This window comes from Emcibacter sp. (genome assembly GCF_048269205.1).
Classification (GTDB): Bacteria; Pseudomonadota; Alphaproteobacteria; order Sphingomonadales; family Emcibacteraceae; genus Emcibacter.
The window spans coordinates 573,303-586,176 of sequence record NZ_JBLXJC010000001.1 but is presented as its reverse complement, the minus strand read 5'-3'; the positions used below and the strand labels follow the sequence as shown (position 1 = coordinate 586,176).

The window sequence follows — 12,874 nt, the reverse complement described above, 5'->3', positions numbered from 1 at the left end:
ATTGTTCTTTTATTTGCCATCAAACCCGACAATTTTAAGGCCGTCCCCTTTCCGGAAAACCAGGGTATGGACCTTGTTGTCCTTTTCTACATTTACCCGATTTACCTGGTCCGGAAAAGTCTCGGTCAGTATCCTGTCGATAACGCCCAGTTTCTCAAGCCGTCCGGGCAACGGCGCCTCCTGATAGACATGGATATCCTCAACTGAATATTCATAGCCCACCCAGGCAAGATCGATCTGGTTGCCATCACCGTCATAAAGGGCAAATTTTCCCCCGACATAGTCCTTGAGAAAGGCCGAAATATGCTTGTCGGAAAGCTCGCCGCTGACATTTCCATGGGTGCGGATCAGATCCTCTACATCGTGGGTAAACAACCGGTGGGTCACCTGCAGGGCATTTTTGTCCATACGGATATCAACCACCGTGAAGGACGCCGCAAAACGGTGCGCCAGTGCAGGACCACTCAAGCCAAGCAGACAGGACAGAACCAGAAAAAGGGACAGTTTGCGCACTATTTTTTCTCTTTACCCGTTTCAACCAGCGGCTCGCGCATTTCCTTCATCATGTCGCGTTTTTTCTTGGTTTTGAAGAGATCAAAACGGCTGTCCTCGTCAATCCTGCGAGGGAAATGATTGTTAGCCATATCCACATCTGCCGTTTCCAGATGAGGGTCAAGCTCCACCGCCACGATGGGCTTGTCGGTGAGGATCATCTTGCTGATCTTCTTGCCGTTCTGTTTCCATATCTCGGCAGCCCAGCGGAATTCTTCCGTCATGCCGTCCGCATAGGTCACCTTCACATAAACGGGCATGACAAGACCGCCCTTGTTGGCGAGATCAAGCATATATATATGGGACTTGTTCCCAAGCAGACCCCGCTCGTAATCCTCCAACTCCTCAAGCAGGGCCCGATAACTGTTGCGCTGGGCGTTGGTGACGGTGAATTTATCATATTCGTTATAAAAATCCTTCAATTCCTTGTAACGATCGATCCTTTTGGGCAGGTCCCTGTTGCGCTTTTCACCCATGGTTTCAGGCCGCTTTTCATCCTGCTTCCTGAGCCATTCCTGCTCTATTTCCGGGTTTTTGGTATCAAGATGCATATGGCGCACATTGTCGAGCGAAATATCCACATGATCCGTGGTATAGAACCAGCCGCGCCAGAACCAGTCCAGGTCAACGCCGGAAGCATCCTCCAGCGTCCGGAACAGGTCGGCCGGGGTCGGCCGTTTGAACTGCCAGCGACGGGAATATTCCCTGAAGGCAAAATCAAATAGCTCCCGTCCCATGATGGATTCCCTGAGAATATTGAGCGCCGTCGCCGGCTTGGCATAGGCGTTATTGCCGAATTGCAGCAGGGATTCCGAATTGGTCATGATCGGCACCTGTTTGTCGCTTTTCATGAAATCGACAATCTTGTAGGGCTCGCCGCGGCGGGAAGGATAATCCTCTTCCCATTCCTGCTCGGCCAGATATTGCAGGAAAGTGTTCAGCCCCTCGTCCATCCAGGTCCACTGCCGCTCGTCGGAATTCACGATCATGGGGAAATAATTGTGCCCCACTTCATGGATCACCACGCTGATCAGGCCATATTTTGTCCGCCTTTCGTAGGTCCGCGTCCCGTTGTCATGCTTTGTCGGCCGGTAGCCGTTAAAGCTGATCATGGGATATTCCATGCCGCCGGTTACCGCCCCGTGAACGGAAATGGCCACAGGATAGGGATAAACCAGGGCATATTTGTTATAGACCTCCAGCGTATGGGCAACAGCCTGGGTGGAATAAAGCCCCCACAGCGGATTGGCTTCCTCGGGATAGAAGGACATGGCCATGACCGTCTGCTTGTTTTCCTTCTGATATACCCCCATGGCATCCCAGATAAACTTGCGCGAGCTGGCAAAGGCAAAATCGCGAACATTTTCAGCGCGGAACCGCCAGGTCTTTTTCTTACCGGCCGCTTTGGCCTGATTAGCCAGGGCTTCATCCGGAGTGACGATGTGAACGGGCTTGTCCGATTTCCTTGCCTTTTCAAGGCGTTTCCTCTGCAGCTCACTCAACACATCACCGGCATTCTGCAGGACCCCGGTCGCTGTCACGATGTGATCGGCCGGTACCGTAATGTCAACTTCGTAATTGCCAAATTCCAGGGTAAATTCGCCCCGGCCAATAAACTGTTTATTGTGCCAGCCGTCGTAATCGCTATAGGCGGCAAGACGCGGAAACCACCGGGAAACCTCATAGATATAGTTGCCGTCTTCCTTGAAAAATTCATAACCGCCCCGGGACTTGATAATGGTGCCGTCGACAATGCGGTAGGACCAGGCGATATCAAATTCATATTTCTGACCGGGCTTCAGGGGCGTCGGCAGGTCCACCCGCATCATGGTTTCCACAATGGTGAAGGGCAGGTTATTTCCAGCGCTGTCGCGGACGAATTCTACCTTATGGCCGCCGCTAAATCTCTTTTCATGCAGTTCTTTCCGGAACGCCTTGAAGTTTGACTTGCGTTCATCCGCCGCGGTCCGGGTCTGCTGATCCATGGAACCCCGTGCGAAACGATTCTGATCAAGCTGCAGCCAGAGATAGCGCAATGTGTCCGGTGAATTATTGTGATAGGTGATCTTTTCCCGGCCCGTGAGGGTCTGGTCCTTATCATTCAGCTCTACGGTGATGCGGTAATCCACCTGCTGCTGCCAATAATCGTGACCGGGTGCACCGGAAGCGGTGCGATATGTGTTGGCTGTCGGCAGATATTCGTCCAGCTGCCGAAAAGAATCCTGAAGCTGTTCCATGGTCTGTGCATTAGAGTAAGTGGCAACAAGAACCCAGGCAAAAAACGGGGCCAGAAAAAAACGTCCAAATTTCATAAAAAACACCGTGTTGCAGTTAATCCCCACATTAATTTCCGGAAGATACCGTGTCTTCCTCTTTTTGTTACATTATTCCTACCCTTTTACGGGCGGCGAGACAAGATGGTTCAATGGCCCGTGGCCGCCACCGAAGCCGGGAGCCTTCAGAATGGCCAGATGAACATAATCCCGGGCACGTTCGACAGCGGCCTCCAGCGACATGCCCTGGGCAAGGCCCGCAGCAATGGCAGAAGCCAGCGTACAACCGGTGCCGTGGGTGTGGGGCGTGTCAATGCGACGGCTTTCAAAAGTGATTGTCTTCTTCGCCGTGACCAAAAGGTCAACAAGCCGGTCTTGGGCCCCGTGACCGCCCTTGACAAGCACTGCCCGCGCTCCCATCGACAGTATTTTCTCACCCGCCTTCTGCATTTCCTCCGTGGTATTGATGGTGGACATGCCGGTCAGGGCCCGGGCCTCTGGAATATTCGGGGTAACAAGGCTTGCAAGGGGAAGAAGCTTGCCAATCAGCGCGCTCTGCGCCTGGTCTTCCAGCAATGCGTGACCACTTGTGGACACCATCACCGGGTCCAGGACATAGGGAATATTCCGGCCCACCATGCCAAGCACGTCGGCGACAATAGAAATGATTGTTTCGTCAAACAGCATGCCGCTCTTGATCGCGTCCGCCCCGATATCCTCCAGGCAGGCGAGAATCTGGTCGCGGACAATATCCGCTTCCACTGGCACCGCCCGGCTGACACCGAGCGTATTCTGAACAGTCAGGGAAGTAATGGCCGCCATGGCATAGGCACCCATGGCGGAAATGGCTTTGATGTCCGCCTGTATGCCGGCACCACCGCTGGGGTCTGAACCGGCAATGGTCAACACCCGGCCGCATATGGATTGTCGGGGTGAAGTATTATCGTCCGCTGTGTCTTGCAATATCAGGCCGCAGTTTCTTCCGCAGAATTTTCAACTGTGCTTACAATATCATCTACAACGTTGGAGACAAGTTTTTCGTCTTCGCCCTCGGCCATAACGCGGATCACCGGCTCGGTACCGGATTTGCGGATCACAACCCGGCCGGTGCCGTTCAGGCGTTCCTCGCCCTCCCGGATGGCTTCCTTGACCCGGGAAGTTTCCAGCGGGTTTGTACCATCTACGTAGCGGGCATTTTTCAGAAGCTGGGGATAGGGCTCAAAAAGATTGCAGATTTCGCTGACCGGTTTGCCGTTTTTCACCAGCACCGCCAGAATCTGTAACGCGGCGATCAGGCCGTCCCCTGTGGTATTGAAATCGCTAAGGACAATATGTCCGGACTGCTCCCCACCAAGATTCAGGCCACGGTTTTTCATAGCCTCCACCACATAGCGGTCACCCACTTTGGTGCGCACTAGTTCAAGACCAATGCGGTCGAGATATTTTTCAAGGCCCAGGTTGGACATGATGGTGGCCACCACCGCGCCACCGCGCAGCTTGTCCGCCACCTGCCAGTACTGGGCAATAGTGGCAAGCAGCTGGTCACCGTCAATAATCTGCCCATGTTCATCGCAAAGGATCAGACGGTCTGCATCCCCGTCCAGGGCAATGCCGATATCGGCACCATGAGTCACCACCTGCTCGCACATCAGCTGTGGGGCCGTGGAGCCGCATTTTTCATTGATATTGGTGCCATTGGGAGTTACCCCCACGGCAATCACTTCCGCACCCAGTTCCCAGAGTACGCTGGGAGCCGAGCGATAGGCTGCGCCGTTGGCACAGTCAACAACGATCTTCAGACCGTCCAGGCGCAGGTTTTTCGGGAAAGTATTCTTGGCAAATTCGATATAGCGGCCGACGGCATTTTCCAGCCGCTGGGCCCGGCCCAGCTTTTCCGACGGCACCAGATGGTCGGCATAACCGTTATCCATCCGTCGCTCAATCTCCATTTCGATTTCATCAGACAGTTTGTGGCCATCGGGACCGAAGAGCTTCAGGCCATTGTCCTGATAAGGGTTGTGAGAAGCGGAAATCATCACGCCAAGATCGGCCCGTAATGACCGTGTCATCATGGCGACCGCCGGGGTTGGCATCGGGCCGACCATGATCACATCCATGCCCATGGACAGGAAACCAGAAGCAAGAGCAGGTTCAAGCATATAACCGGACAGGCGCGTGTCCTTCCCGATTACCACACGGTGCTTGTGATTTCCTCTTGTAAAATGTTTACCGGCAGCCATCCCTACCCGGGTTGCCACCTCCGCCGTCATGTGCCCCTCATTCGCTCTCCCGCGAATGCCGTCTGTGCCGAAATATTTGCGTGCCATGTTTCTTTTCTTCTGTCTGGTAAAACACTTATTTCCAAGCAGTACCATGTAATAGTTAATACAAGCTCAACAAGGAATTATTAACCATAATAAATAAGATTAAAATAAGACAAAGCAACTAATTCCGTATCTTACGCCTTTGAACTCAGGTTTTACATACTACCTATGTATGACCATACATCACACATTTGTACTGTTTCAGGTACGTCATGCACCCTGACAATCTGTATGTCGTTTTCCCAGGCCAGTTGCGCCACAGATAACGATCCGCCCAGACGTCTGTCCGCCCTGCCCTGCCGGGACATGGCCTCGATAAACCTTTTACGCGACGCACCAAGCAGGATCGGCACGCCGAGCCCATGGAACAGGGCAAGCCCCTGCAACAGGGCCGCGTTATGATCCACCGTCTTGCCAAAGCCGATACCCGGATCAACAATCAGCCTGTCCCGGGCAATACCGTTCTGCTGACAAAATTCGAGCCGCTGCTCCAGATAATCATATACATCCAGCAGGACATCATCATAAACAGGATCCCGCTGCATGGTCTGGGGCGTTCCCTGCGCATGCATCAGGATCACCGGCGCGGCACATTCCTGCAATACTGAGACAGCTTCTTCATCATGGGCAAGAGCGCTGACATCATTGATAATCTGTGCCCCGGCCTCCAATCCCTGACGCATGACGGCCGCATTCCGGGTGTCCAGCGACGCAATCGCTCCAGTACCGGCAAGTTTTTTGATGACCGGCAGCACACGTTCCAGTTCCTCATCAATGGATACCGCTTCGGCGCCGGGCCTTGTGCTCTCGCCGCCGATATCGATGATATCCGCCCCTTGCGCCATCATCTCGCGGGCATGGTCCAGGGCACGGTCCGGGCTATTGTGCAGCCCGCCATCGGAAAAACTGTCCGGCGTCACATTGAGTATTCCCTGGATCAATGGACGATCCCAGTCAATCAGCCTGCCGTCCGGCAACTGCAGGGCAGGACGGGCAGATGTGATCCTTTCCCTGAGGGCGCGCAACTCCCCGGCGATTTCCGGGGGCAAATTGCCGAGAAAGGCGTCAAACGCCCCGACCGGCATCACAGATTGGCGAACCGGGCCATTCATTTCGCGTTCCCTAAAGAGAAAGGCGGTAAAGGCTCCGGGGCCACCCACCAGCGGCAACGCTGTGCCTGCCTCGACGGCTTCGGATGCAAATGAGCCCCTGAGAAATCCCAGGGGCTGCAGATAATATTTTCCGGATGTCATCATCCCTCCCTGAAAGCCGGATCAGCCTTCGGGCACCGGATCGGCGTCAATGGGACCGTCACCACCCTTTTTCTCGGCACTGCCGGTAGAGGGCACGGAACCGCCAGCGGAAGCACCCGGACCGGATTCATCAGTAAATTCCTCACGATGAATGTCCTTGCCGGCCAGCAGATCCTTGATCTCGTCACCGGACAGGGTCTCATATTCCAGAAGCGCCTTGGCCAGGGTATGAAGATCATCAATATTATCGGTCAGAATCTTGGTGGCCTTCTCATGAGATTCATCCACAATCCGGCGGATTTCCTCATCAATGATCTGAGCTGTCGCACTGGACACATTCTGGGTCTGGGCCACAGAATGGCCAAGAAAGACCTCTTCCTGGTTTTCCCCATATTCCAGTGGTCCAAGCTTGTCGCTCATGCCCCATTTGGTCACCATGGCCCGGGCCATTTTAGTGGCATAGGAAATATCGGAAGAAGCTCCGGACGTCACCTTATCATAGCCAAAAATCAGTTCCTCGGCCACGCGCCCCCCCATGGCGACTGCCAGGTCGGCATGCATCTTCTCACGGCTCATGGACAACTGGTCCCGCTCCGGCAGACGCATGACCATACCCAGCGCCCGTCCCCGGGGAATAATCGTCGCCTTGTGAATGGGATCGGACGCCGGACTATGCAGCGCCACCAGGGCATGACCGCCCTCGTGATAGGCCGTCAGCTTTTTCTCATCCTCTGACATAACCATGGAGCGGCGTTCCGCTCCCATCATCACCTTATCCTTGGCAAATTCGAAATCTGCCATGGAAACCACGCGCTTGCCTTTACGCGCGGCAAGCAGGGCTGCCTCATTGACCAGGTTGGCGAGATCCGCACCGGAAAAGCCGGGCGTCCCGCGGGCGATAACCCGGGTATCCACATCAGCGGCCAACGGCACCTTGCGCATATGAACTTTCAGAATCTTCTCTCGGCCCAGAATATCCGGATTCGGCACCACCACCTGGCGGTCAAAACGACCCGGGCGCAACAGCGCCGGATCAAGCACATCAGGCCGGTTGGTCGCTGCAATCAGGATGACACCTTCATTGGCCTCAAAGCCGTCCATTTCCACCAGCAACTGGTTGAGGGTCTGTTCCCGTTCGTCGTTACCGCCACCGAGTCCGGCGCCGCGATGGCGACCGACGGCATCAATTTCGTCGATAAAGATAATACAGGGGGCATTTTTCTTGGCCTGTTCGAACATATCGCGAACCCGGCTTGCACCAACACCGACGAACATTTCCACAAAGTCGGAACCGGAGATGGTGAAGAAAGGTACATTGGCTTCGCCGGCAATGGCGCGGGCAAGCAATGTCTTACCGGTACCCGGAGGTCCCACAAGCAGCGCACCTTTGGGGATGGTACCGCCAAGACGCTGAAATTTCTGGGGATCTTTCAGGAACTCGACAATTTCCTCAAGTTCTTCCTTGGCCTCGTCAATGCCGGCCACATCATCGAAGGTCACCCGGCCCTGCCGTTCGGTCAGAAGCTTGGCTTTTGATTTGCCGAAGCCCATGGCCTTGCCGCTGTTACCCTGCATCTGGCGCATGAAGAAAATCCATACCCCGATCAGAATGATCATCGGCAACCAGCTCAGAACGATACTCCAGAAGGGGCTTCCCTCTTCCGGCTCGGCCACGATCCTGACTCCCTGATTGCGGAGTTTCTCAACCAGGTTCGGATCATTGGGTGCATAAGTATAGAACGTCGCCCCGCCCGAATCCATGCCCTTGATGGCACGTCCCTGAATGACCACCTGCTGGACCTGTCCTGCCTCGACACTGTCAAGAAAATCGGAAAATGCCATCTCGGTTGAGCGATTCTGCATGCCCGCACCGGGATTGAATGCATTATATAAAACCATGAGCAGGATCAGGATAATTGCCCAAAATGCCAGATTACGTGCCATATTTTCTATGTATCACTTTCCAGTTAAAGAATGGCGCCGAAGCGCCTTTGAAAATCCGTCATGACCTAAGATAAGCGCGAATGTGGCCAAGACAAGTCATGACAGCCGCATTTTCATCAGAATAAGCTGTTTTTTATTTCTTTTCAGTAAAATTGTCTCCGGGAACGCGAAAAACAGCCCGGAACGTTTTTTTTTCCTCGCCCGGCAAAACATCGGGCCGTATTTTCTCGCCCGCCCTGGTCTGCAAGCACGGCAGGGCCGGTATAGCATGTTTCAGGGCAGAATTCTGCTTCAGTTCCGGCCTTTCGCGGGAAAGCTCCCGCCATCCCGTCTGCCCCAGCTTGCAAATCCGGCCCTCTTCCGGCACGTCCAGTCGGAATCGGCCATCCCAAAGGACTTTCTCGCCGGCAGTCACATCCCTTTCCCCGGCGACTGCGGCTTCCTCCCGAACCACCAGAAGAAGCTCCGGCTGCATCAGAATAACCCGGCATCCGCCGATAGTCTGGTCCACCTTTTCACCCGTCGCAAGGCGTTCATGGAGATTTCGGGTTTTCTCGAACCTGGGGGGAAATTCCGATCCGGAAACCAGTTTCAACACCCGGGCCAGAAGCCTGAAGGCAATTTCCTGTTCAGCCGCCAGAAGTGCGGACATTGTAACTTCGGCATAACCCTGGGGATGGATATTTACACCAAGCTGATAGAGATCATCCGTCAGCCGGTCCAGCAGGTTCTGGACCGCCTGCATGCGTTTTGCCGTATCCGCCAGGCGGGCGGTAGTGAGGCCGGTGATGGTGGTATGAGCCAGGAATTCCCTCACCTGGACCCTGTTATGTTTCATATCCTGGTTGCTGGGATCCTCGATCCAGTCCTGACCGCATGACGCCAAATAGGCCACAAGCTGTTTCTTGTTGCAATCCAGAAGCGGGCGGCAAAGCACAGGCAGCCGGTCTTCCATTACATCTTCGGGCCGCAGCGGAAAAGCCGCTGTCCGGCGCATGGCCGCCAGACCATCCACGCCGCTGCCCCGGGCCAGACGCAACAGGAAAGTTTCCGCCTGATCATCCTGATGATGGGCCAGAAACAGATATTTGATCCCCAGCTCGGCACAGCGCCGCCCAAGCAGTTCATATCTTATGCGGCGGGCACCCTCCTGAATGCTGCTTGTGGGGGTGGCCTGCCGCCAGGTCAGCGTTTCCTGCGGGATATCCAGGGCGGCCAGCCAGGTCCGCACCTGTTCACACTCCCGGCCCGCCTCGGGCCTGAGCCCGTGATTTACCGTCAGAGCCAGAAGATCAACTTTCCGCTTCCGGCACCAGTCATCAAGCATAAGGGCAAGCGCCATGCTGTCCGCACCGCCGGATACAGCGACCGCAATTGTGCCGCCCGACAGGTCCGCCACCGGCAGATCCCGCATCAAAAGATCAAAGTTTTCTGCAGTAAGGGGCTGGTCCATCCGGCCTCCAGGTGTTAATGCCGGAAGTTACTGGCAGCCGGCCTTTTTCTCCTCCGCAGGACGACGGGTCTTGTTTTCCGTACTGTCGGGATAGCGTGCAGTCAGTTCGCGATAGGCTTCGCAGGCATCCGCCTTTTCCCCCATCGCGGCAAGAGACATGCCGATTTTCAACAGGAAACCCGGACCTTTCTGGCTTTCGGGATAATTCTGATAGCCTTCCAGGAAAGTACGGGTCGCTTCGGTATACATGCCGCGTACATAATAGGTCTGACCGAGCCAGTATTTGGCATTTCCGGCCAGTTCGTGATCCGGGTGCTGCTTGAGAAAGGCCTGCAGGGTCCGTTCCGCACGGGTATAATCCCCTTTGGTCACAAGGCCGTAAGCATAGTCATACTGCTGTTTTTCAGTCCCCATGGGCAGCGCCGGTTCGTCAGTGGCTGCAGCAGCGCCAGTCGTTTCCACAGCTTTCGCGGACTCTGCCGCCGGAACAGCGGCTCCCCCGCCTTTTTCCAGTTCGGCAAGCCGGAATTCATAATCCTTGACCAGGGTTTCCAGCCTGTCGGCCAACTGGGTCAGGCGATAGTTTGTCTCCTCCACCTGGCCGGTCAATTGACGCATCTGGGTTTCAATCTGGCTGACCCTGGCTTCCATATCGGCAAGAAGCATCCCTCCCTGGGGAGCAGGCGCTCCGGCCTGGGCACCGGATGCATCACCACCTTCAAAATAGCTGCCCGGCGTAAAAACCTTGCGCTGGACGGCGCGCAGCTGTTTTTCCAGGACTTCCACTTTCTTTTCCAGGCTTTGTGCCCGGACAGGAGAGGCAATGAACGCACCCGCAATCAAAACCGCTGAAACCAGTCCGATCCCCGTTATTTTCCTTGCTTGCCTGTTCATTATCTTCTCCCGCCGGCCTCCGGATGCCGCTAAAAAATACAAAGGTGACAATACAAAAATACCCGCGCAGACCCTGAAAGAGACCGCGCGGGTACGATTTACATCAAAACTGTTATTCTACGCGTGTGTATCCGCGACGGTTCTGGGCCCATACAGCCTCACCTGAACCGCTTACAGCCGGGCGTTCCTTGCCATAGCTGACAGTGCGGATTTTGGAAGCGTTCACCCCAAGAGCCACCAGATAGTTTTTCACGGCAGTTGCACGCCGGTCACCCAGAGCAAGGTTGTACTCGCGGGTACCGCGTTCGTCACAATGTCCTTCGATTGTCACTGACGCATTGGTGTCCATGATCCAGCGAGCCTGGGTCTGAAGCGTAGACCGGGCATCCGCAGTCAGGTCATAACGGTCAAACCCGAAATAAACCAGTGCACCAGCAGTCTGGTCCAGATCATCCTGTGATCCCGGTACCGGGCCCACATCTTCCGGCTCTACATCAACTCCCTCGGTCGGGGCACTGTCAACGGAAGGCTGTTCCTGCCCCATTCCCGTATCCCCAGTACCATCGACAGGCTGTTCCTCTTTACCGGCGCAAGCGCTGACCAGCAGCACTGCCCCAATAACCATCCAGTATTTTGCGCCAATTAATTTTTCCAGCATCTAGTGGTCCTTCCACGCTTATATTAAAATTTTTTCACCAACCAATTTATTGCCGATCCCCAATTATATCAAGAACTAGCACAGTCTAAAACTTCTTTATTTTATTTATATTTCTGTCTTTAACATACGTTCTATAGCCAAAATATGGCAACTATACCAGACCCGTTCATCTAATCAAGGGGGACCATGCAGGGTCAGAGGCATCCAGAGGCGTTATAATCTGCCGTTCATTGTAGCCTGTAAGGTCAACAGACCATATCTGGGTTTCTCCTCCCGTGCCATTTTTATCATAGGGCTGTTGCCTGAAAAACATCAATACACGGCCGTTGGGCGACCAGGTCGGCCCTTCATCCAGGAAACTTTCGGTCAGAAGCCTCTCTCCAGAGCCATCCGGACGCATGACGCCAATATAGAATCGTCCCTGGTAAATCTTTGTAAAAGCTATTAAATCCCCTCTCGGCGACCAGACCGGCGTCCCGTAGCGGCCCTTGCCAAAACTGATCCGGCGGATATTCTTGCCATTGGAATTCATGACATAAATCTGCTGGCTGCCGCCCCGGTCCGAGTTGAAGGTAATATTCCGCCCGTCCGGAGAATAGCTGGGAGAGGTATCAATGGCCGAATGGCTGGTCAGGCGTGTGACTTTACGGGTCCTTAATTCCATCACATAAATGTCGGAATTACCCCTTTGCGCCTGTGACATAATGACTTTGTTGCCGTCAGGTGAAAAGCGCGGCGCAAAGGTCATACCCGGAAAATCCCCCAGAAGTTCCTGCTTTCCGGTATCGATATTATAGAGATAAACCCGCGGATTATCATTGAAATAGGAAAGATAGGTGATTTCCTGCGCGGTCGGCGAAAACCGTGGAGTCAGCGCCATGTGCCTGCCGTCGGTAAGGAATTTATGATTATGGCCGTCCTGGTCCATGATCGCCAGCCGTTTGGTCCGGTTGGTCTGCAATCCGCTTTCGGACACATAGACGATCCGGGTATCGAAATAGCCGCTTTCCCCGGTCAGGCGCTTGTAAATAGCGTCAGCCATCATATGGGCGATGCGGCGCCAGTTCTGCGGTGTAGTATAATAGCGCAGGCCAATCATCTGTCCGCTGGACAAGACATCCCAGAGGCGGAATTCCACCTTGACCCGGCCGTCTTCCTGCAATGTCAGCTGCCCGGTCACCAGCGCCTGGGCGCCAATGGAACGCCAGTTGGGGAACTTTGGCCGGCTGCCCGGCACTTCCTTGAAAAAGGCGGCCCTATCAATGGTTCTAAACAGGCCGGACCGTTCCAGGTCGGCGCTGACCACCCGGGCAATGTTGCGGCCGATATCATCAACCGTCCCGCCGGTATTGAGCTGACGGCCGTCCCCCGCCAGATCCTTGATCGCAATGGGAAGCGGGTCGGCATGCCCCTGGGTAATATCCACCCTGAGCACCGCGTGGGCGCTGCTGATGGCCAGAAAGAGGCTGAATACAGACAGAAGTACCAATTTAACAAGCTTCACGCGATTTTCTCCATTCATT

Annotated in this window: 10 protein-coding genes; all 10 read right to left on the bottom strand. The window is 54.7% G+C overall.

The window, feature by feature from the left end:
• Positions 1–9: 9 nt before the first annotated feature.
• A complete protein-coding gene (locus ACN0YD_RS02795) occupies positions 10–513 on the bottom strand; it encodes a DUF6702 family protein (protein ID WP_417317122.1) in 504 nt (167 codons plus the stop codon).
• The gene (locus ACN0YD_RS02790; RefSeq protein ID WP_417317121.1) at positions 513–2,864 is read right to left on the bottom strand and encodes a M1 family metallopeptidase; all 2,352 of its coding nucleotides are present in this window, start codon (positions 2,862–2,864) and stop codon (positions 513–515) included. The genes ACN0YD_RS02795 and ACN0YD_RS02790 overlap by 1 nt, the downstream gene beginning before the upstream one ends.
• A gap of 78 nt (positions 2,865–2,942) precedes the next feature.
• Positions 2,943–3,788, bottom strand: a complete 846-nt coding sequence (gene thiD / locus ACN0YD_RS02785; protein WP_417317120.1) for a bifunctional hydroxymethylpyrimidine kinase/phosphomethylpyrimidine kinase — start codon at positions 3,786–3,788, stop codon at positions 2,943–2,945.
• A gap of 2 nt (positions 3,789–3,790) precedes the next feature.
• On the bottom strand, positions 3,791–5,152 hold the full coding sequence (glmM, locus tag ACN0YD_RS02780; RefSeq protein ID WP_417317119.1) for a phosphoglucosamine mutase: 1,362 nt from the start codon (positions 5,150–5,152) through the stop codon (positions 3,791–3,793).
• A 152-nt stretch (positions 5,153–5,304) separates the two neighbouring features.
• On the bottom strand, positions 5,305–6,405 hold the full coding sequence (folP, locus tag ACN0YD_RS02775; RefSeq protein ID WP_417317118.1) for a dihydropteroate synthase: 1,101 nt from the start codon (positions 6,403–6,405) through the stop codon (positions 5,305–5,307).
• Positions 6,406–6,423: 18 nt separating this feature from the next.
• Positions 6,424–8,355 (bottom strand): ATP-dependent zinc metalloprotease FtsH, encoded by a 1,932-nt coding sequence (gene ftsH, locus ACN0YD_RS02770; RefSeq protein ID WP_417318835.1) that lies wholly within the window; start codon positions 8,353–8,355, stop codon positions 6,424–6,426.
• A gap of 124 nt (positions 8,356–8,479) precedes the next feature.
• The gene (tilS, locus tag ACN0YD_RS02765; protein ID WP_417317117.1) at positions 8,480–9,799 is read right to left on the bottom strand and encodes a tRNA lysidine(34) synthetase TilS; all 1,320 of its coding nucleotides are present in this window, start codon (positions 9,797–9,799) and stop codon (positions 8,480–8,482) included.
• Between the two features lie 27 nt (positions 9,800–9,826).
• Positions 9,827–10,693 (bottom strand): tol-pal system protein YbgF, encoded by an 867-nt coding sequence (gene ybgF, locus ACN0YD_RS02760; protein WP_417317116.1) that lies wholly within the window; start codon positions 10,691–10,693, stop codon positions 9,827–9,829.
• Between the two features lie 112 nt (positions 10,694–10,805).
• A complete protein-coding gene (gene pal / locus ACN0YD_RS02755; protein ID WP_417317115.1) occupies positions 10,806–11,351 on the bottom strand; it encodes a peptidoglycan-associated lipoprotein Pal in 546 nt (181 codons plus the stop codon).
• A 166-nt stretch (positions 11,352–11,517) separates the two neighbouring features.
• Complete coding sequence (gene tolB, locus ACN0YD_RS02750; protein WP_417317114.1) at positions 11,518–12,873, bottom strand: Tol-Pal system beta propeller repeat protein TolB; 1,356 nt, start codon at positions 12,871–12,873, stop codon at positions 11,518–11,520.
• Position 12,874: the final 1 nt, after the last annotated feature.